This is a genomic window from Methylobacterium sp. J-076 (assembly GCF_022829405.1).
Taxonomy (GTDB): Bacteria; Pseudomonadota; Alphaproteobacteria; order Rhizobiales; family Beijerinckiaceae; genus Methylobacterium.
Map to the genome: position 1 here is coordinate 37,236 of NZ_JAKSXW010000038.1, position 19,742 is coordinate 56,977.

At 71.1% G+C, this 19,742-nt stretch carries 10 protein-coding genes; 7 read left to right on the forward strand and 3 right to left on the reverse strand.

What is annotated here, in order from left to right:
* Positions 1 to 38: 38 nt before the first annotated feature.
* From MKK53_RS02735 to glgB, 7 genes are all read left to right on the forward strand, one after another.
* On the forward strand, positions 39 to 350 hold the full coding sequence (locus MKK53_RS02735; RefSeq protein ID WP_243926662.1) for a hypothetical protein: 312 nt from the start codon (positions 39 to 41) through the stop codon (positions 348 to 350).
* A 10-nt stretch (positions 351 to 360) separates the two neighbouring features.
* Positions 361 to 921 (forward strand): type II toxin-antitoxin system VapC family toxin, encoded by a 561-nt coding sequence (locus tag MKK53_RS02740; protein WP_243926664.1) that lies wholly within the window; start codon positions 361 to 363, stop codon positions 919 to 921.
* Positions 922 to 1,114: 193 nt separating this feature from the next.
* A complete protein-coding gene (treZ, locus tag MKK53_RS02745; RefSeq protein ID WP_243926666.1) occupies positions 1,115 to 2,920 on the forward strand; it encodes a malto-oligosyltrehalose trehalohydrolase in 1,806 nt (601 codons plus the stop codon).
* Complete coding sequence (locus MKK53_RS02750; RefSeq protein ID WP_243926668.1) at positions 2,917 to 7,818, forward strand: malto-oligosyltrehalose synthase; 4,902 nt, start codon at positions 2,917 to 2,919, stop codon at positions 7,816 to 7,818. The genes treZ and MKK53_RS02750 overlap by 4 nt, the downstream gene beginning before the upstream one ends.
* A 300-nt stretch (positions 7,819 to 8,118) precedes the next feature.
* Positions 8,119 to 11,499: a maltotransferase domain-containing protein gene (locus MKK53_RS02755; RefSeq protein ID WP_243926670.1), complete on the forward strand. Its 3,381-nt coding sequence runs from the start codon at positions 8,119 to 8,121 to the stop codon at positions 11,497 to 11,499.
* 97 nt (positions 11,500 to 11,596) lie between these two features.
* Entirely contained in the window at positions 11,597 to 14,869 is a 3,273-nt protein-coding gene (treS, locus tag MKK53_RS02760; RefSeq protein WP_243926672.1) for a maltose alpha-D-glucosyltransferase, read from the forward strand.
* A complete protein-coding gene (gene glgB, locus MKK53_RS02765; RefSeq protein ID WP_243926675.1) occupies positions 14,866 to 17,142 on the forward strand; it encodes a 1,4-alpha-glucan branching protein GlgB in 2,277 nt (758 codons plus the stop codon). The genes treS and glgB overlap by 4 nt, the downstream gene beginning before the upstream one ends.
* A gap of 7 nt (positions 17,143 to 17,149) precedes the next feature.
* Here the strand turns inward: glgB and MKK53_RS02770 are convergent, their stop codons facing one another.
* The 3 genes from MKK53_RS02770 to glgA form a co-directional block, all read right to left on the reverse strand.
* A complete protein-coding gene (locus MKK53_RS02770; protein WP_243926677.1) occupies positions 17,150 to 17,578 on the reverse strand; it encodes a type II toxin-antitoxin system PemK/MazF family toxin in 429 nt (142 codons plus the stop codon).
* 16 nt (positions 17,579 to 17,594) lie between these two features.
* Positions 17,595 to 17,846: a type II toxin-antitoxin system prevent-host-death family antitoxin gene (locus MKK53_RS02775; protein WP_243926680.1), complete on the reverse strand. Its 252-nt coding sequence runs from the start codon at positions 17,844 to 17,846 to the stop codon at positions 17,595 to 17,597.
* 77 nt (positions 17,847 to 17,923) lie between these two features.
* A complete protein-coding gene (gene glgA / locus MKK53_RS02780; protein WP_243926784.1) occupies positions 17,924 to 19,411 on the reverse strand; it encodes a glycogen synthase GlgA in 1,488 nt (495 codons plus the stop codon).
* Between the last annotated feature and the right edge of the window lie 331 nt (positions 19,412 to 19,742).

The following is a 19,742-nucleotide window of genomic DNA, read 5'->3' on the forward strand; positions in this document are numbered from 1 at the left end:
TTATCCTCCGGTCCGGTCCGAACGACGGGAGACACGAGATGGAGCGCGAGCCCTGGCCCGCCGCCTCCGACGAGCCGGAAGACGAGACCACCCTGCCACCGGACACGGCGCGGGTGGACGCCGTCCTGGCCCGGGCGGTCGAGAGCGGCCTCACCGCCGGACGCAGCGATGCGATCGCGGGGAGGGTGCCCGCCCGCCTCGTCGCCCGCGCCAAGGCCCGCACCGGCCTCACCGACGACGCGGCGCTGCTCGCGTTCGCCCTGGCGAACATCGCCGTGGAGGACCGCTTCGCCCCGACCTTCCGCGCCCTGCGGGGCAGCGTCGACCCGAGCCTCGACCTCGAATTCTGACGGGGCGGGCGTGGCCTTCACCTTCCGGGCGGCCGAGCGGGCACGCCGGTTCGACCCGGGCCGCACGCTGGCCCGGCGCGACGATGCCGACCTTCCCTTCCTCGGTGCCGAGGCCGCGGCCGGCAACGGCCTGCTCCTCGATACCTGCGTCTACATCGACCAGATGCAGGGGCGGGCCCCGCCGACGGTGCAGGATTGCCTCGACATCCGCATCGTCCATCACAGCATGGTCGCCGTGCAGGAGCTGATGCACACGGTCGGGATCCTCGACCCCGACGACCCCCGCAGCGCCCGGGCGGTCGCGGCCATCGAGCGGGTGGTCGATGCGATGCCGCCGCACCGGCTGCTCCTGCCCGATGCGGAGACCCTGGCGAGCGCGGCGGTGCATGCCGGCATCCTGTGCCGGCGGCAGGGCTATGGGAAGGACGGCCGCTTCCGCGCCTTCAACAACTGCGTGCTGTTCCTCCAGGCGAGGAAGCTCGGCCTGACGCTCCTGACCCGCAACGTCGGCGACATCGACATCCTGTTGCAGATGCGGCCGGACGGTCGCGCGCTGTTCTACCGGACCTGACGCCGCGCGGGCGCCCCCGACGGTCCCGTGCCGATTGTCGGCCCTGCCCTGCAACCGCCGGCATCCCCTTCCGCCTTCGGCGCGCTACGTCCGTCGCATGGGAACCGGATGGGATCCGGGGCCTTCTCCACCGTGACACGCAGCGGCCCCGCTTCGCGGCGGATCGGGCGCGACTAGGAAGGATGGCGGCCTTATGCGGCATGCCCACAGCATGGATTTCGGGGCCGAGATCGTCGGGGGCGGGGTGCGCTTCGCCCTCTGGGCGCCGACCGCGGAGAGCGTCACCGTCGTGGTGGACGGCACCGAGCACCCGTTGCCCCAGTCGGGCGGCGGCTGGCGGCGGACCGCCCTGCCGGGGGTCAAGCCCGGCGCCCGCTACGGCTTCCGGATCGACGGCGACCTCGTGGTGCCCGATCCCGCCTCGCGCTTCCAGCCGGAGGACGTGTCCGGCCTCTCCGAGGTGATCGATCCCCACGCCTTCGCCTGGTCCGACGACAGCTGGCAGGGCCGCCCCTTCGAGGAGGCGGTGATCTACGAGTGCCATGTCGGCGCGGCGACGCCGGAGGGGACCTACGAGGGCCTCGCCAAGCGCCTGCCCGACCTGAAGGCCCTCGGCGTCACCGCCATCGAGCTGCTGCCGCTCGCCGACTTCAAGGGCAGCCGCAACTGGGGCTACGACGGGGTGCTGCCCTACGCGCCGGACGGCGCCTACGGCCGCCCCGAGGACCTGAAACGCCTGATCGACGCCGCCCACGGCCTCGGCCTGATGGTCTATCTCGACGCGGTCTACAACCACTTCGGCCCGGCGGGTAACTACCTGAACGCCTACGCGAAAACCTTCTTCACCGAGCGCCACCAGACCCCGTGGGGCGCCGGCATCAACTTCGACGGCAAGGACAGCGGCGCCACGGTGCGCCAGTACTTCATCCAGAACGCCCTCTACTGGCTGGAGGAGTACCGGTTCGACGGCCTGCGCTTCGACGCCGTCCACGCCATCCTCGATGACTCGCCCCGGCACTTCCTGGCGGAACTCGGCGAGACGGTCCGGCGGACGTTCCCGGGGCGACACGTCCACCTGATGCTGGAGAACGAGAAGAACCAGGCCCGCTGGCTGGAGCGCGACGCGGGCGGGCGCCCGCGGATGCACGACGCCCAGTGGGCGGACGACCTCCACCATTGCTGGCACGTCCTGCTGACCGGCGAAGACGCCGGCTACTATGAGAGCTTTGCCGACAAACCGGTCGAGCGCCTCGCCCGCTGCCTGGCGGAGGGGTTCGCCTACCAGGGCGAGCCCTTCAAGACCCTGGACAACCACCCGAGGGGCGAGCCCTCGGGCCATCTGCCGCCCTCGGCCTTCGTGACCTTCCTCCAGAACCACGATCAGGTCGGCAACCGGGCGCTGGGCGAGCGCCTGAACCACCTCGCCGAGCCGGCAAAGCTGGCCCTGGCCCGGGCCGGCTTCCTGCTGGCGCCGCAGATCCCGATGCTGTGGATGGGCGAGGAATGGTCGGCCTCGGCCCCGTTCCTGTTCTTCGTGGACTTCGCCCCCGACGAGGAGCTGAACAAGGCGGTCCGCGAGGGCCGCCGCAAGGAGTTCAAGAGCTTCGCCGCCTTCGCCGACGACACCTCGCAGATCCCGGACCCCACCGACGAGGAGACCTTCCTTCAGTCCAAGCTCGACTGGTCGGAGCGGGAGCGCTCGCCGCACAGGGAGGTCCTGGCCGACACGACGCAGCTCCTCCGCCTGCGCCGGGACGTGGTGGTGCCGCTGGCCAAGTCCGGCACCCGGGGCGCCCGGGCGCAGCTGCCGCGGCCGGACGTGGTCGACTGCACCTGGACCTTCGGCGCCGGCACCCTGCGCTTCGTGGCGAATTTCGGCGCGGAGCCCTTCGTGGTCGAGCCGGGCGCGGGCCGCCTCGTCTGGACCAACGCCCCCGATGGCGCTGGCGCATCCCTGCCATCCTGGACCGGCGTGGTCCTGACGGAGTCCCACTCGTGAGCCGCCTGCAGGAAGACCTCGCCGACCTCGTCGGCGTCGCGGCCGGGTATACGGACGCCTTCGGAAAGCCCGTCGAGACGGACCTCGCCGTCCGCGTCGGGCTGCTGGCCGCCCTCGGCTTCGCCGTCGCCGACGAGGCCGAGCTGGCCGGGAGCCTGGACGCGGTCCGGGCCCTGCGCGGCAACCTCGTCCCGCCGCTCCTGCCGGTGGAGGCCCGCCGGGCCACCCGCATCCCCCTGCGCGTCTCCGGCGGCCAGAAGTCCCTGGTCTGGCGCCTCGTGGACGAGCGCGGCGCCGCCCGCGAGGGCCGGGCCGCCCTGGCCGGATCGGAGCCGGGCTTCGACCTGCCCCCGCTGACGCCGGGCTACCACCGGCTGACGGTGGCGGTGGGCGATGCGAAGGCGGAGGCCTTCGTGATCTCCGCGCCGCAGCGCTGCTGGCGCCCGAGCGCCTATGCCGAGGAGGCCGCCTGCGACTGGGGGCTGGCCGCCCAGCTCTACGGCCTGCGCTCGGCCGGCAACATCGGCATCGGCACCTATGCCGACGCGGGGGAGGCGGCCCGCGAGGCGGCCCTGCGCGGGGCGGCGTTCCTGGGCCTCAGCCCCGTCCACGCCCTGTTCGGCTCGGACCGGACCAAGATCTCCCCCTACTCGCCCTCCTCGCGGCTGTTCCTCGAGACCCTGTTCATCGCCCCCCGGAACCTGCCGGGGCTGGCGGGCTCCCGCGCCGAGGCGTTGCTCGCCGATTCCGCCCCCGCCATCGCCGCCCTCCGCGAGGCGGCGCTGGTCGACCACGCGGGCGTCGCCGCCGTGCTCGATCCGATCCTGCGCGCCCTCTGGGCCGAATCGCCGGCCCGGGCCGGGACCGACGAGGCCTTCGCCCGCTTCCGGGCCGAGGGCGGCGAAGACCTCGCCTCGCACGCCACCTTCGAGGCCCTGTCCGCGCATTTCCGGGGCCGGGGCGCCCACTGGCTGGGAGACTGGCCGGAGGAGTATCGCCGGGCCGGCACCGGAGCGGTGCGCGCCTTCGCGGCCGACCATGCGGAGGAGGTCGCCTACTTCGCGTGGCTGCAATACCTCGCCGACACGCAGCTCGCCGCCGCTGCCCAGTCCGCCGGGGAGGCGGGGATGCGGCTCGGCCTGTACCGGGACCTCGCCGTCGGCGCCGACCGGGGCGGTTCGGAGATCTGGTCCCACCCCGAGCGGTTCGCCGACCGGGTGTCCATCGGCGCCCCGCCGGACCTGCTCGCCCCCAAGGGCCAGAACTGGGGCCTGCCCGCCTTCGACCCTCTGGAGATGGAGCGCGACGGGCTCGCCGCCTTCCGCGCCCTAGTCCAGGCCAACATGCGCCATGCGGGGGCGATCCGCATCGACCACGCCTTCCAGCTCGCCCGCCTGTTCCTGATCCCCCTCGGCGACAGCGCCCATGCCGGCGCCTACGTCGCCATGCCCTTCGAGCCGATGCTCGCGGTGCTGCGGCTTGAGAGCCACCGCAACAAGTGCCTCGTCATCGCCGAGGACCTCGGCACCGCCCCGGAGGGGTTCTCCGACGCCCTGATGCGGGCCGGCGTCCTCAGCTACCGCATCCTCGCCTTCGAGCGCGAGGGCGACGGCCGCTTCAAGGCCCCCGACGCCTACCCCCGCGACGCGCTGACCGCCATCACCACCCACGACCTGCCGACCTTCGTCGGCTGGTGGCGCGGCGTCGATTCCGACACCCGCCAATCGCTCGGCCTCTACGACCAGGAGCGGGCCGAGGCCGAGCGGGGTGAGCGCGTAGTGGAGCGCCGCCGCCTCGCCGAGGCGCTGGCCTCGCAGCAGCTCCTGCCCGACGCCGAGCCCCCCGAGGCCGCGCCCTTCGAGGCCGCCGCCCGCTACCTCGCCCGCGCCCCCTCGGTGCTGACGGCCGTGCAGTACGAGGACGTGGTGTCCGAACTGGCCCAGGCCAACGTGCCGGGCTCGACGGAGGGCTACCCCAACTGGCGGCGCAAACTCGACCGGGACCTCACTGAGATCGCCGCCCCCGGCGGGCCGCTGGCCAAGCTCGCGGCCTCCCTCTCGGCGGAGGGCCGGGGCGCCCGCAGCGCCTCGCGGCTCGCCGACGCGCCCCCGCGGGCGACCTACCGGCTGCAGTTCCACAAGGACTTCACCTTCGCCGACGCGGAGGCCGTCGTCCCCTACCTCGCGCGGCTCGGCATCAGCCACGTCTACGCCTCGCCCCTGCAGAAGGCCCGGGCGGGCTCGACCCATGGCTACGACATCGTCGACCACGGCGAGATCAACCCGGAGCTCGGCGGCGAGGAGGCGTTCATCCGCCTCGCCGGCGCCCTCCACGCCCACGGGCTGAAGCTCCTCCTCGACATCGTGCCCAACCACATGGGCGTCGGCGGGTCCGACAACCCGTGGTGGCTCTCGGTGCTGGAATGGGGGGCGCTCTCGCCCTTCGCCCACGCCTTCGACATCGATTGGCAGCGCCTCGGTGCCGGGCGCAACCTCGTTATCCCGTTCCTCGGCGAGCGCTACGGCGAGGCGCTGGAGAACGGCCTGCTGGAGTTGAAGTTCGACCCCGAGAAGGGCGCCTTCAGCGTCTGGCACTTCGAGCACCAGTTCCCCCTGCGGCCCTTCAGCTACCCGACGGTCCTGAGCCGGGTGCTGGCGGCCATCGGCGCCGTGGACGACGACACGACGGCCGAGCTGCTCGCCATCTCCGAGCGGCTGCGGGCCATGTCCCTCGACGGCGACGAGACCCGCCGCCGGGACTTCCCGGAGGAGGCCGAGGACCTGAAGCGGCGCCTCGCCGCCCTCTACGGCGCCTCGCCCCTGATCCAGGAGGCGACCGGCCGGACGCTCGCCCTGCTCAACGGCTTCAAGGGGCGCCCGGACAGCTTCGGCTCCCTGCACCGGCTGCTGGAGGCGCAGGCCTACCGGCTCGCCCACTGGCGGGTGGCGTCGAGCGACATCAACTATCGCCGCTTCTTCGACGTGAACTCCCTGGCGGGTCTCCGGGTCGAGAAGTCCGACATCTTCCACCGCTCCCACGAGACCGTCTTCCGCCACGTCCGCGACGGCCGGATCGACGGGCTGCGCATCGATCACATCGACGGGCTGGCCGACCCGGCGGGCTATGCGAGGGCGTTGCAGGCCGCGGTCGGCCCCGGCTTCTACGTGGTGGTGGAGAAGATCCTCGAACCCGGCGAGCGCCTGCGACCCTGGCCGGTGGCCGGCACCACCGGCTACGACGTGCTGAACCAGCTCGACGGGGTGCTGGTCGACAAGGGCAAGCAGACCAAGGTCCGCCGCCTCTACGAGTGGGCGACGGGCATGGACGAGCCCTACGGCGTGCAGCTGCGCGCCGCCAAGGCCGAGATCCTGGAGATCAGCTTCGCCAGCGAGCTCGAGGTGCTGACGAGCGACCTGAAGGAGGTCGCCGACGCCGACCGGCGCACCCGCGACTTCACCGTCAACGCGCTCCGCCGGGCGCTGATCGAGATCATCGCCCGCTTCCCGACCTACCGCAGCTACCTGCCCGCCGAGCTGGAGGAGGGCGAGGTCGAGCCGGAGGACGTGCGGCTCATCGAGGGGGCGGTGGCCAAGGCCAAGCGCTGGTCGAGCCTGCCCGACCGGTCGGTCCACGACTTCGCCCGGGACGTGCTCCTCGGCCGGGTCGAGACCTCCGGCCCCGCCCGGCCCGATCCGCGGGTGGTGCTGCGCTTCCGCCGCCGGTTCCAGCAGCTCACCGGCCCGGTCATGGCCAAGAGCCTGGAGGACACGCTGTTCTACCGCTACGCGGCGCTGCTCGGGCTCAACGAAGTCGGCGGCGATCCGGGGGAGTACGGCATCGACGCCGAGCACTTCCACGACCTCCAGGCCGCCCGCGCCCGCGACTGGCCGAACGCCATGATCGCCACCGCCACCCACGACACCAAGCGCGGCGAGGATGCCCGCTCGCGGCTGCTGGCCCTCTCCGAGATGCCGGAGGGCTGGGCCGGCGCCTGGGACCTCTGGCAGAAGACCGCCGGCCCGCACCTCTCGCGGATCGACGGCGAGCCCGCCCCCGACGCCAACGACCAGTGGATGTTCTTCCAGGCGATCCTCGGCGCGTGGCCGCTGGAGCTTCTGGAGGGCGAGGATCGGCAGGCCGCCGAGTCCTTCCGCGACCGGCTCTGCGCCTATGCCGAGAAGGCGATGCGCGAGGGCAAGCGCCGGTCGAGCTGGGTCAACGTGGACGAGACCTACGAGGGCACCGTCCGCAAGCTGTTCGAGGCGATCATCGCCCCGGGCTCGGACTTCCTGCGGGAGTTGCGGCCCTTCGCCCGGCGGCTCGCCCATCTCGGGATGCTCTCGGGCCTCGGCCGGACGGTGCTGAAATGCACCCTGCCGGGCCTGCCCGACACCTACCAGGGCACGGAGGTCTGGGACTTCTCCTTCGTCGATCCCGACAACCGCCGCCCGGTGGACTACGCGGGCCTGACGCGGATGCTCGACGGCGAGGGCGAGCTGGCGCCCCTCCTGGCCGAGTGGCCGGACGGGCGGGTGAAGCAGGCGACGCTCCACCGGCTCCTCGCCCTGCGGGCCGCCCGGCCGGACTTCTTCGCCCGGGCCGGCTACGAGCCGGTCCAGGCGTCGGGGGAGAAGGCCGGCCACGTGCTGGCCTTCCGCCGGACGGACCTGGACGCCGCCGGGGAGGGGGACCTGATCGTCGCCGTGCCGCGGCTGTTCTCCGGGCTCGTCGGGGAGGGCGTGTGGTCGGGCGAGGCCTTCGCCGGCACGGTGCTCGCCCTCGGGGCGGGGACCCGCTGGCGGGACGTCGTCACCGGCCGGGAGGTCGAGGGGGAGGGCGCCGAGGCGAGCGCCCTGTTCCGCGACCTGCCTTACGCGGTGTTGCGCCGGGTGGGGTGAGCACCCCTCGCCCGCTTGCGGGGAGAGGGTTTTGCCGACCTCGTCGTCGGCACAACGAGGCGGCAGCCGGGGGTGAGGGGGCTTCCCGCAGGAGGCTTGTCCGGGAAGCCCCCACACCATCGCCCTCCGGGCTGGCCTCGCCCCCTGCGAGGGGGGCTCGGCCCTCTCCCCGCCAGCGGGGAGAGGGGGGTGCTGAATGACCCGGGATCGTCACAGGTCCCGGGCTAGGGCAGGGCACGCGTGAGGCCGGCACGTCACGCCGCGTTAAGCGTTAGCGAGCAAGCAGGAGAGACGATCCGCATGAACGCACCGACCAAGGCCGCAGCGCCCGCCCAGGCGACGGGCACCCCCGGCGCGCTGCCGGCCTCCCTCGCCCCCCGGGCCGAGGGGCCGCGGATCTACAACCTGTTCCCGCTCCTCGTCGGGCGGGTGTCGGACTGGACCGCGGAACTGCCGCGGATCGCCGACCTCGGGTTCGATTGGATCTACCTGAACCCGTTCCACCAGACCGGCGGCTCCCGGAGCCTCTACGCGGTGGCCGACACGGACAGCCTCGACGAGCGCCTGCGCGACCGGGACGGCACCCCCGACGACGAGCAGATCCGCCGCTTCTGCGCCGCCGCCCGCGCGGCCGGCATCTCGGTGATGACCGATCTCGTGGTCAACCACACCGCCGACAACGCCCGCCTCGTGACGGAGCGCCCGGACCTGTTCATGCGCGAGGCCGATGGCGCGATCATGCACCCGGCCGCCGTGGACCCGGACGACCCGTCGATCCGCACCGTCTGGGGCGACCTCGCCGAACTCGACTACCACAGCCCCGCCGCCCGGGAGGCCCTGACCGGGATCTGGACCGCCTATGTCCTGCGGATGCAGGATCTCGGCGTCGGCGGCTTCCGCTGCGACGCGGCCTACAAGGTCCCGCCGGAGGTGTGGCGCGCCCTGATCGGCGCCGCCAAGGCCAAGGACCACGCCTGCCTGTTCGCCGCCGAGACGCTCGGCTGCACCTTCGAGGAGGCCCGCGCCACCGCGGGCGCCGGCTTCGACTACCTGTTCAATTCCTTCGCGTGGTGGGACCTCAAGGCCCCCTGGGCCCTGGAGCAGTACGAGCGCCTGCGGGTGCTCGCCCCCTCCATCGCCTTCCCCGAGAACCACGACATGCCCCGCCTCGCCGCCGGGATCGGCGGGGGCAAGGATGCGGTGGCCGCGCAGCTGCGCACCCGCTACGCCCTCGCGGCCTTCTTCTCGGCCGGGGTGCTGATGCCCATCGGCTACGAATGGGGCTACCGCCGGGCGCTCCATGTGGTCGACAGCCATCCGGGCGACCGGGAGCACGACACCGGCATCGACATCTCCGGCTATGTCCGGGCGGTCAACGCCCTCCGGGCCGAGCTGCCGGCGGCCAACGTCGAGGGGGCGCAGGCCCGCCTGTCCTCGCCCGATGCCGGCTTCGTCGCGCTCGCGCGCTACGACACCGGCCACCACGCCTCCGCCCGGCACGCGGTGATGGTGCTCTACAACCCGACCGGGGCGCCGGTCCCGGTGGAGGCCGGGCCGCTCATCGCCCGCACCGGCGGCATGCTCGGCCCCTTCGTGGACCGCACGCCGGACCTGGAGCCCATCGCCTTCCACGCGGGCAGCCATATCGACCTCGCGCCGGGGGAGCTGCGCATCCTCGCCGCCGCCCGGGCCTCCGTCGCCCGCCTGCCCTCGCAGGGGGAACCCCGCGGCGAGGGCCGGGTCGTCATCGAGGCGGTGACGCCCGAACTCGACGGCGGCCGCTCGGCGGTGAAGCGCATCGTCGGCGAGGACCTGCACGTCGAGGCCGACATCTTCACCGACGGCCACGAGGTCATCGCCGCGGCGATCCACTCGCGCCTCGCCGGAGCCGGCGAGTGGCGCGAGGACCCGATGGCCTTCGTGGACAACGACCGCTGGGCCGGCAGCTTCCCGCTGGAGCGCAACGCCCGCTACGAGTTCACCCTCGTGGCGTGGCGCGATCCCTTTGCCTCGTGGATGCGCGACACGATCAAGAAGCGCGACGCCGGGGTGGACGTGCGCCTGGAGACCATCGAGGGCGTGGCGCTCGTGGGCACGGCGGCCTCCCTCGCCACGGGCCGGGACAGGGACAGGCTCGCCGCCCTCGTGGCGGCGCTCGCGGCCGAGCCGAGCGGTTCCGCGGCCCAGCTGGAGAAGATCCTTCAGCCGGACTCGGTCGCCCTGGTGGGTCCCCATGCCGAGCGCGTGAACCTCACCCGCTATCCGGTGACCCTCCCCGTCATCGCCGACCGTCTCGCGGCCCGCTACTCGGCCTGGTACGAGATCTTCCCGCGCTCGCAGTCCATGGACGTCAACCGCCACGGCACCTTCGACGACGTGATCGCCCGGCTGCCGGAGATCCGCGAGCTCGGCTTCGACGTGCTCTACTTCACGCCGATCCACCCGGTGGGGCGCACCAACCGCAAGGGCAAGAACAACACCCTGAAGGCCCTGCCCGGCGATGTCGGCTCGGTCTACGCCGTGGGCGCGGAGGAGGGCGGGCACGAGGCCGTCCACCCCGACCTCGGGACGCTGGAGGACTTCCAGCGGCTGGTGGCGGCCAGCCACGCCTACGGCATGGAGATCGCCCTCGACTTCGCGATCCAGTGCTCCCCCGACCATCCCTGGATCAAGAACCACCCGGAATGGTTCGAGTGGCGCCCGGACGGGACGCTGAAATTCGCCGAGAACCCCCCGAAGAAGTACGAGGACATCTCGAACGTCCACTTCTACGGCGGGGCGTTGCCCTCCCTCTGGATCGAGCTGCGCGACGTCCTGCTCGGCTGGTGCCAGCGCGGGGTGCGCATCTTCCGGGTCGACAACCCGCACACCAAGCCGATCCCGTTCTGGGAATGGGTGATCGGCGAGGTGAACGGCGCCTTCCCGGACGCGATCTTCCTCGCCGAGGCCTTCACCCGGCCGAAGATGATGAAGAAGCTCGCCAAGGCCGGCTACCAGCAGAGCTACACCTACTTCACGTGGCGCAACACCAAGGCGGAGCTGATCGAGTACGGCACCGAACTGGCCGGCGAGATGGGCGAGTACTACCGTCCGAACTTCTTCGCGAATACGCCAGACATCAATCCGTACTACCTGCAGACCAGCGGGCGGGCCGGGTTCGTGGTGCGGGCGACGCTCGCGGCCACGCTCTCCTCGGTCTACGGGATCTACAACGGCTTCGAGCTGTGCGAGGCTGCGCCCTATCCCGGCAAGGAAGAGTACCTGAACTCGGAGAAGTACGAGATCAAGGCCTGGGACTACGACCGGCCCGGGAACATCCGCGAGCACATCGTCAAGCTCAACAAGATCCGCCGGGACAACCCGGCCCTGTGGGACTTCCGCAACGTCGTCTTCACCCCGGCCGGGAACGAGGCGATCATCGCCTACGCGAAGACCACGCCGAACGGCGACAACTGCGTGTTCGTGATGGTGAACCTCGACCCCAAGAACCGCCAGGAATGCAGCTACGAAGTGCCCCTGTGGCTCTTCGGCCTGCCCGACGACGGGGCGGTGGAGGTGGAGGACCTGCTGCAGGGCTATACCTTCTCCCTGCGGGGCAAAGGCCACCGGATCGCCCTCGATCCGGCGGAACGGTCCTGCGTCATCTGGCGCCTGACAGCACCACGACGGGTTGCGGGCTGAAGCCACCCGTGGCACCTGCGGCGGTCTCGACGACCGCCCGGCCGCCGGCCGCCCTTTCGGCCGGTTCCTTCGATCTCACCGATGAGGCAGCGACGCGATGATCGATCGCAGCGATCCGCAATGGTACCGGGACGCCATCATCTACCAGATCCACGTCAAGTCGTTCTTCGACTCGGACAATGACGGGATCGGCGACTTCGAGGGCCTGACCCAGCGGCTCGACTATGTCCGCGACCTGGGGGTCACGGCCATCTGGTTGATGCCGTTCTACCCGTCGCCGCTGCGCGACGATGGGTACGACATCGCCGACTACGAGGGCATCAACCCCTCCTACGGGACGATGGAGCAGTTCCGCGCCTTCGTGGAGGCGGCCCACGAGCGGGGCCTCAGGGTCATCACCGAGCTCGTCATCAACCACACCTCGGACCAGCACCCCTGGTTCCAGGCCGCCCGCGAGGCGCCCCCCGGCTCGCCGGAGCGCGACTTCTACGTCTGGTCGGACACCGACGCGCCGTACAAGGACACGCGCATCATCTTCCTCGACACCGAGGCCTCGAACTGGACCTGGGACCCGGTCGCCAAGCAGTATTTCTGGCACCGCTTCTACAGCCACCAGCCCGACCTGAACTTCGACAACCCGAAGGTGCTGGAAGCGGTCATCGCGACGATGCGCTACTGGCTCGACATGGGCGTCGACGGCCTGCGGCTGGACGCGATCCCCTACCTGATCGAGCGCGACGGCACGAACTGCGAGAACCTGAAAGAGACCCACGACGTCATCAAGGCGATCCGGGCGGCGCTGGACGAGAGCTACCCGGACCGGATGCTGCTGGCCGAGGCCAACCAGTGGCCGGAGGAGACCGCGCAGTACTTCGGCGACGGCGACGAATGCCACATGGCGTTCCACTTCCCGCTGATGCCGCGGATGTACATGGCGATCGCCCGGGAGGACCGGCACCCGATCACCGACATCATGCGCCAGACGCCGGAGATCCCGGAAGGGTGCCAGTGGGCGATCTTCCTGCGCAACCATGACGAGTTGACCCTCGAAATGGTCACGGCCGAAGAGCGTGACTACCTCTGGTCGTTCTACGCCGCCGAGCGCCGGGCCCGGATCAACCTCGGCATCCGCCGCCGCCTCGCGCCGCTGCTGGAGAACGACCGGCGCAAGATCGAATTGATGAAGTCCCTCGTCCTGTCGATGCCCGGCACGCCGGTGCTCTACTACGGCGACGAGATCGGCATGGGCGACAACATCTACCTCGGCGACCGCGACGGGGTGCGCACGCCGATGCAGTGGTCGCCGGACCGCAACGGCGGCTTCTCCCGGGCGAACCCGCAGAAGCTGTTCCTGCCCGCCATCCAGGACCCGATCTACGGGTTCGACGCCATCAACGTCGAGGCGCAGACCCAGGCCCAGACCAGCCTGCTGAACTGGACCCGGCGGATGATCGCCATCCGCAACAACAGCGTGGCGCTGGGGCGGGGCACGATCCAGTTCCTGTATCCCAGCAACCGCAAGGTGCTGGCCTGGATCCGCGAGCACGAGGGCGAGCGCATTTTGTGCGTGGCCAACCTCTCGCGGGCGCCGCAGGCGGTGCAGCTCGACCTGTCCGAATTCCGCACGGCGGTGCCGGTCGAGCTGACCGGCGGCAGCGAGTTCCCGCCGATCGGCGACCTGCCCTACCTGCTGACCCTGCCGGCCTACGGCTTCTACTGGTTCTCCCTGTCGGCCGCCCATTCGGGCGAGATCGGCCCGCGGCAGGAGCCGCCGGAGCTGTTCACCATGGTGCTCACCGGGGGCATCGAGAGCCTGATGGCGGGGCGCGAGCGCGTCGCCTTCGAGCGCACCGTGGTGCCGCCGTTCCTGATGAGCCGGCGCTGGTTCGGCGCCAAGGGTTCGCGGATCAAGGGTGTGAAGGTGGTGGATTGCGCCGCCCTCACCACGCAGGACGGGGACGAGCCCCGCTTCCTGCTGCCGCGGCTGGCGGTGACCCTGTCGAACGGCGAGACCCACGAGTATTTCGTGCCCGTGGGCGTGGACGAGGGCCGCGAGGATGCGGACCTGATGGCCTTCGCCGTGGCGCGGGTGCGCCGGGGGCCGCGCACCGGCCTCCTCTACGGGGCGGCCGGCTCCAACGACTTCACGGCCAACCTCATCGAAGACATGCGGCGCCACCGGGAGATCCCGACCGAGCGCGGCAAGCTGGTCTTCGCCACCACCTCGGCCTTCGACCCGAGCGTCACCGTCGACGTCGCCGACATCCGGCGCCTGAAGGCCGAGCAGAGCAACACCTCGATCGCGGTGGGCTCGAAACTGATGCTCAAGCTCCTGCGCCGCCTTCAGCCGGGCACCCACCCGGAGATCGAGGTCGGGCGGTTCCTCACCGAGGTGGCGGGCTTCCCCCACACCCCGGCCCTGCTCGGCACCCTGGAGCACGTCGCCGAGGACGGCACGCGCACCGCGCTCGCCGTGCTGCAGAAGTTCGTCCTCAACCAGGGCGATGCGTGGACGCTGATGCTCGAAGGCCTGCGCCGGGACTTCGAGACCGTGGTGCTGGCCCCGGAGAGCGAAGCCCTGAGCCCGGAGGAGGCGTTCCGCGACCACATGCGCTGGGCCGACCTGCTCGGCCAGCGCACGGCGCAGATGCACACCGCCTTCGCCATGGAGACCGACGACCCCGCCTTCGCCGCGGAGGCCTTCGAGGAGGGCGACCTCGCCACCCTCGCCAAGGACGCGCGCCATCAGGCGGAGCGGGCCTTCCGGGGCCTGAAGGGCCTCGCCGAGCGCGGCCTCGATGCCGGCAAGGGCGCCTGTGCCGACCTCCTCGGCCGCAGGGCCGAGGTCGAGGCGCTGATCGAGGGCCTCGCCGGGGGCACGCCGAAGGGTGCGCACAAGATCCGCATCCACGGCGACTACCACCTCGGGCAGGTGCTGGTGGCCGAGAGCGACCTGATCATCGTCGACTTCGAGGGCGAGCCCTCGCGGCCGGCGGACGCGCGGCGGGCCAAGTCGATGCCCCTGCGCGACGTCGCCGGGATGATGCGCTCCTTCGCCTACGGCGCCGAGACGGTGATCCGCGAAATCACCGGCCGCTTCGCCGACTCGGAAGAGCGCGCCCGGGCCGCCGCCACCGCGTGGCGCGGCATGATCGATGCAGCGTTCTTCGCCGGCTACCAGGGCGCCGTCGAGGGCACCCGGGCGGCCGTGACCGATCCCGAGACCCGTGAGCGCCTCCTGCGGCTCTGCCTTCTCACCAAGGCGCTGTACGAGGTCGACTACGAGGCCAACAACCGTCCGGACTGGATCGAAATTCCCGCAAGGGGGGTTCTGTCCATTCTGGACGAGGACGGAGAGCATTCCGCATGACGGTGACCGACGAGACCTTCGCGCCGCGGGCCGGGGAGGGAGCCTCCGGCTCCGCCGCAGGGTCCGAGCGCGCCGCGTCCCCTGCGATCCCGACCGTCCACCCGGATGCGATCGCCGGGATCATGGCCGCCAGCCACGGCGACCCCTTCTCCGTGCTCGGGCCGCACCGCGTCGGCCCCGGCCACTGGGAGGTGCGCGCCGTGCTGCCGGAAGCCCGGGCGGCGAGCCTCGTGATCGACGGGCGCAGGGTGCCCTTCGAGAAGCGCCACGCCGAGGGCTTCTACGTCGCCCGCGTCGAGGGCGAGGGCCGCCCGCTCTACGAGATCGAGGTGGAGGCGTGGGACGGCTCCACGAGCCGCCGCTTCGACCCCTACGGGTTCGGCTCGTCCATCGAGCAGTACGACGTCGCCGGCCTGCGCGAGGTCGGCACCAACCTCGTCTACCGCATCCTCGGCGCCCAGTCCGGGCGCCTCGACGGGATCGACGGGTTCCGCTTCGCCGTCTGGGCCCCCAACGCCAAGAAGGTCAGCGTAGTCGGCGACTTCAACGAGTGGGACGGCCGCCGCCACCCGATGCGCCTGTGGCAGGACGGGGGCGTGTGGGAACTCTTCGTCCCCGGCCTCCAGCCGGGCGGGCGCTACAAGTTCGAGATCCGCGGGCCCGACGGCGCCCTGATCCCCCTCAAGGCCGACCCGGTCGCCTTCGCGGCCGAGCACCCGCCCTCCACCGCCTCGCTGCTGAACGGCCTCAGCACCTTCGACTGGCGGGACGACGGCTGGATGGGCAGCCGCGGCGCCAAGGATCCGCGCCACGCCGCCATCTCGATCTACGAGGTCCATCTCGGGTCGTGGATGCGGGTGCCGGAGGAGGGCAACCGCTACCTGACCTACAAGGAGCTGGGCGAGAGGCTGATCCCCTACGTCAAGGAGATGGGCTTCACCCATATCGAGATGCTGCCGATCACCGAGTACCCGTTCGACGGGTCCTGGGGCTACCAGCCGGTCTCGCTCTTCGCGCCCACCAGCCGCTTCGGCACCCCGGAGGAGTTCGCCGCCTTCGTGGACACCGCCCACGAGGCGGGGATCGGCGTGATGCTCGACTGGGTGCCGGGCCACTTCCCCCTCGACGCCCACGGCCTCGGCCTGTTCGACGGCACGCATCTCTACGAGCATGCCGACCCGCGCCAGGGCTTCCACCAGGATTGGGGCACCTACATCTACAATTTCGGGCGGACCGAGGTGGCCTCCTTCCTCGCCGCCAACGCCCGGTTCTGGCTGGAGCACTACCACCTCGACGGCCTGCGCGTGGATGCCGTCGCCTCGATGCTCTACCTCGACTATTCCCGGCGGCAGGGGGAGTGGATCCCCAACCGCTACGGCGGCAACGAGAACCTCGACGCCATCGACTTCCTGCGCAAGACCAACGAGGCCACCTACAGCCACGCCCCCGGCACGATCACCGTGGCCGAGGAATCCACCTCGTGGCCCGGCGTCTCGCACCCGACCTACACGGGGGGCCTCGGCTTCGGCTTCAAGTGGAACATGGGCTGGATGCACGACACCCTGCATTTCATGCAGGAGAACCCGATCCACCGCCGCTACCACCACCACAACCTCACCTTCGGGTTGCTCTACGCCTTCTCCGAGAACTTCATCCTGCCCCTGTCCCACGACGAGGTGGTGCACGGGAAGGGTTCGCTGCTCAACAAGATGCCGGGCGACCGCTGGCAGAAGTTCGCCAACCTGCGCGCCTATTACGGCTTCATGTGGGGGCATCCCGGCAAGAAACTGCTGTTCATGGGCGGCGAGTTCGGCCAGGAGCGGGAGTGGAACCACGATTCCAGCCTCGACTGGCACCTGCTGGACGATCCCCTGCACAAGGGCGTCAAGGACGTGGTGCGCGACCTCAACCACCTCTACCTGTCGTCGCCGGCCCTCTACAGCCGCGATGCGGACCAGGCCGGCTTCCAGTGGCTGGTCGCCGACGATCAGGACAACAGCGTCATCGCCTGGGCCCGCAAGGGCGCGGGCGGCGAGATCGCCGTCGTGGTGTCGAACTTCACCCCGGTGCCGCGGGAGGGCTACCGCGTCGGCGTGCCGGCGGGGGGCTTCTACCGGGAGGCGTTCAACTCCGATGCCGGCCAGTACGGCGGCTCGAACGTCGGCAACATGGGCGGGTGCGAGGCGCAGGGGGAGCAGAGCCACGGCCAGCCGCATTCGCTGAGCCTGACGCTTCCGCCGCTCTCGACGATGATCTTCCTGCGGGAGGGGTGAGCCTCCGTCAGCGCCCGGTGACGCTCGAGCGCCGGGCTCTGATCAGTGTCTGCATGTGTGCCAGCACGTCCCGGAAGAAGGCCTTCGTCAGCGTCCCGTAGACGAAGGTGACGGGATCACGGCCGGGGACATCGCGCAGATCGGGGCCCGGCCAGTGGAACGTGTTGACGTCGGTCAACACGACCCATTGTCTTTGCTCGTCGAGGCCGAGGCGTTCGCGAAGCGCGGGCGGGATCTCGATCCCGACGGCCGGCGCTTCCGGCTCACGATGCGTGATCGGGACGACCACGCACTGCCCCTCTCCGGGGCGCTTGGCGATCACCAGGGCCACAGGGCGGTCCTTGCTGCCCTCCGTGCGACCGAGCCGAGCCTCGTGCGACCAGAGATAGGCGTAGCGGATGACGGTGCCTGCGCCGGGGATGTCCTGAGGGATCATGATCGGCGTGTCCGGCTCACTCCTCCAGAGTGGGCGGCACCGTCGCATCGAGGATGGCCTGGGCGACCTCCTCCGGAAGCTCCGTCAGGGAGTAGGCCTGCCGGTCGCGCTCCCGGAGGCGGACGAACTCCTCGTAGGCGATCAGCACGGTCTTCGGACGGCCATGCTTGCTGACGACGATCGGTGCGCGGATGGCCTCGTCCTGGAAGAAGCCGTTTCGCTTGGCGAAATCCGTGGCGTCGGCGTCGAGGGTCGCGAACAGATTCATGACAGGTGGGCCCGGTCGCGCCACATCCGGCGCTCACTCTCCGTAATTTACGGATTTCGTGAGGACCCACAAGGTCGTTACACCGCGCTCCAGCGCAGGGCGACGTTGTTGCCGATCGCCCTGGCGTAGAGGTCGGCGTAGCCGTCCGCGGCCCGGTCCCAGCCGAAGCGGGCGGCCATCGCCTTGCGGCGCATGGCGTTGAGGCGCTTCTTCTGGGCGAAGGCATCCAGGGCCCGGCGCACCGCGCCGGTGAGCCCGGTCGGGGAGGGCTCGGTAAAGGCGAAGCCGGTCGCCCCGTCCTCGACCGTGTCGGCGAGGCCGCCGGTCTGGCGCACGATCGGCAGGGAGCCGTAGCGCTGGGCGTACATCTGCGCGAGGCCGCAGGGCTCGAACCGCGAGGGCATCAGCAGGAAGTCGCTGCCCGCGAAGATCCGCCTCGCCTGCCCCTCATCGAAGCCCACATGCACGCCGACCTGGTCGGCATGGCGCTTGGCGAAGCCGCGCAGGGCGCCCTCGAAGCGGCCCTCGCCCTGGCCGATCACCACGAGCTGGCCGCCCTCGGCGACGATGGTCTGGGCCGCCTCCAGGCTGAGGTCGATGCCCTTCTGGTGGACCAGCCGCGAGACGATGGCGAAGAGCGGCCCGCGCGAGACCGCCATGCCGAAGTTCCGGCGCACCGAATCCGCGTTGGCGCGCTTGCCCTTCCAGTCGTCCGCCTCGAAGGGCAACGCGAGGTGCGGGTCGGTGCGCGGGTCCCAGGATTCGTCGATGCCGTTCAGGATGCCGGCGAGGCGCCCCTGGCCGGCGCGGACCCGCAGCAGCCCGTCGAGGCCGCAGCCCATCTCCGGGGTCAGGATCTCCCGGGCATAGGTCTCGCTCACCGTCGTGACGTGCGAGGCGTAGTACAGCCCCGCCTTCAGGAACGAGAGCTGCCCGTAGAACTCGCAGCCATCGACCTGGAACGCCGCATCCGGCACGCCGATCCGGTGCATCCCGTCCCGGGGGAACAGGCCCTGGTAGGCGAGGTTGTGCACCGTCAGCACGCTCGGCAACCGCACGCCGCGCCATGCGAGGTAGGCGGGCGCCAGGGCCGCCTGCCAATCGTGCAGGTGCAGGAGGTCGGCCGCCCAGTCGGGATCGGTGCCGAGCGCGAGGTCCGCCGCGGCGAGGCTCAGGCGGGCGAAGCGGATGTCGTTGTCGGCGAAGTCCCCCGAGGCGTCGCCGTAGGGCGTGCCGGCCCGCTCGTAGAGCTCCGGCGCGATCAGGACGTAGACCCGCAGGCCGTCGGGCGTCTCGGCGAGGCCGAGATCGCAGGCCGGGATGCCGGCCAAGCCATCGAGCCGGGCCACGATCGGCATGTCGGGGAAGGCCGCCCGCACCTGCGGGTAGCCGGGGATGAGGACGCGGACGTCGTAATGGGTGCGCAGGGCCCGGGGCAGGGCGGCCGAGACCTCGCCGAGGCCGCCGGTCTTCACGAAATCGGCCATCTCGGGGGTGGCGTAGAGAACCCGCCTGCCCATCGGCCGGTGACTTACCGGGGGCTTGTAGGCCCGCGTCTCGGACATCCGCGCAGCCAGTCCGGAGCGGTGCACGTGGAGCATCTGCGGAATTCCGATCCGGACGGGATGCCCCGGATGCGCAGAGACCGGGTCATGGGGAACCGCCGCGATCTCAACCACGCCTAACGCTCCTTCGTCCGCGCCGGTTCCGCTGCGACGCACAAACGAGGCCACTTTTCCGGTTAATCTCGGGTTTATCGGCCGCTGCAATGCAGAATGGAAGTTGTATTTTCTGCGTCGCCCCCTCTCCGCGAACTTTGCCGCAGTGCCGTAGCGCGCCCCTAGGTCCGGCCGCGCCGGGAACAAGGCCGCCCCACGGGACGAACGCTTGATCCCC

What these genes read in the sequence shown, in the direction of transcription:
- treS (WP_243926672.1), top strand. Translation starts at nt 11,597, where the DNA reads ATGATCGATCGCAGCGATCCGCAATGGTACCGGGACGCCATCATCTAC.
- MKK53_RS02775 (WP_243926680.1), bottom strand. Translation starts at nt 17,846, where the DNA reads ATGAATCTGTTCGCGACCCTCGACGCCGACGCCACGGATTTCGCCAAG.
- MKK53_RS02755 (WP_243926670.1), top strand. Translation starts at nt 8,119, where the DNA reads ATGAACGCACCGACCAAGGCCGCAGCGCCCGCCCAGGCGACGGGCACC.
- glgA (WP_243926784.1), bottom strand. Translation starts at nt 19,411, where the DNA reads ATGTCCGAGACGCGGGCCTACAAGCCCCCGGTAAGTCACCGGCCGATG.
- treZ (WP_243926666.1), top strand. Translation starts at nt 1,115, where the DNA reads ATGCGGCATGCCCACAGCATGGATTTCGGGGCCGAGATCGTCGGGGGC.
- glgB (WP_243926675.1), top strand. Translation starts at nt 14,866, where the DNA reads ATGACGGTGACCGACGAGACCTTCGCGCCGCGGGCCGGGGAGGGAGCC.
- MKK53_RS02770 (WP_243926677.1), bottom strand. Translation starts at nt 17,578, where the DNA reads ATGATCCCTCAGGACATCCCCGGCGCAGGCACCGTCATCCGCTACGCC.
- MKK53_RS02735 (WP_243926662.1), top strand. Translation starts at nt 39, where the DNA reads ATGGAGCGCGAGCCCTGGCCCGCCGCCTCCGACGAGCCGGAAGACGAG.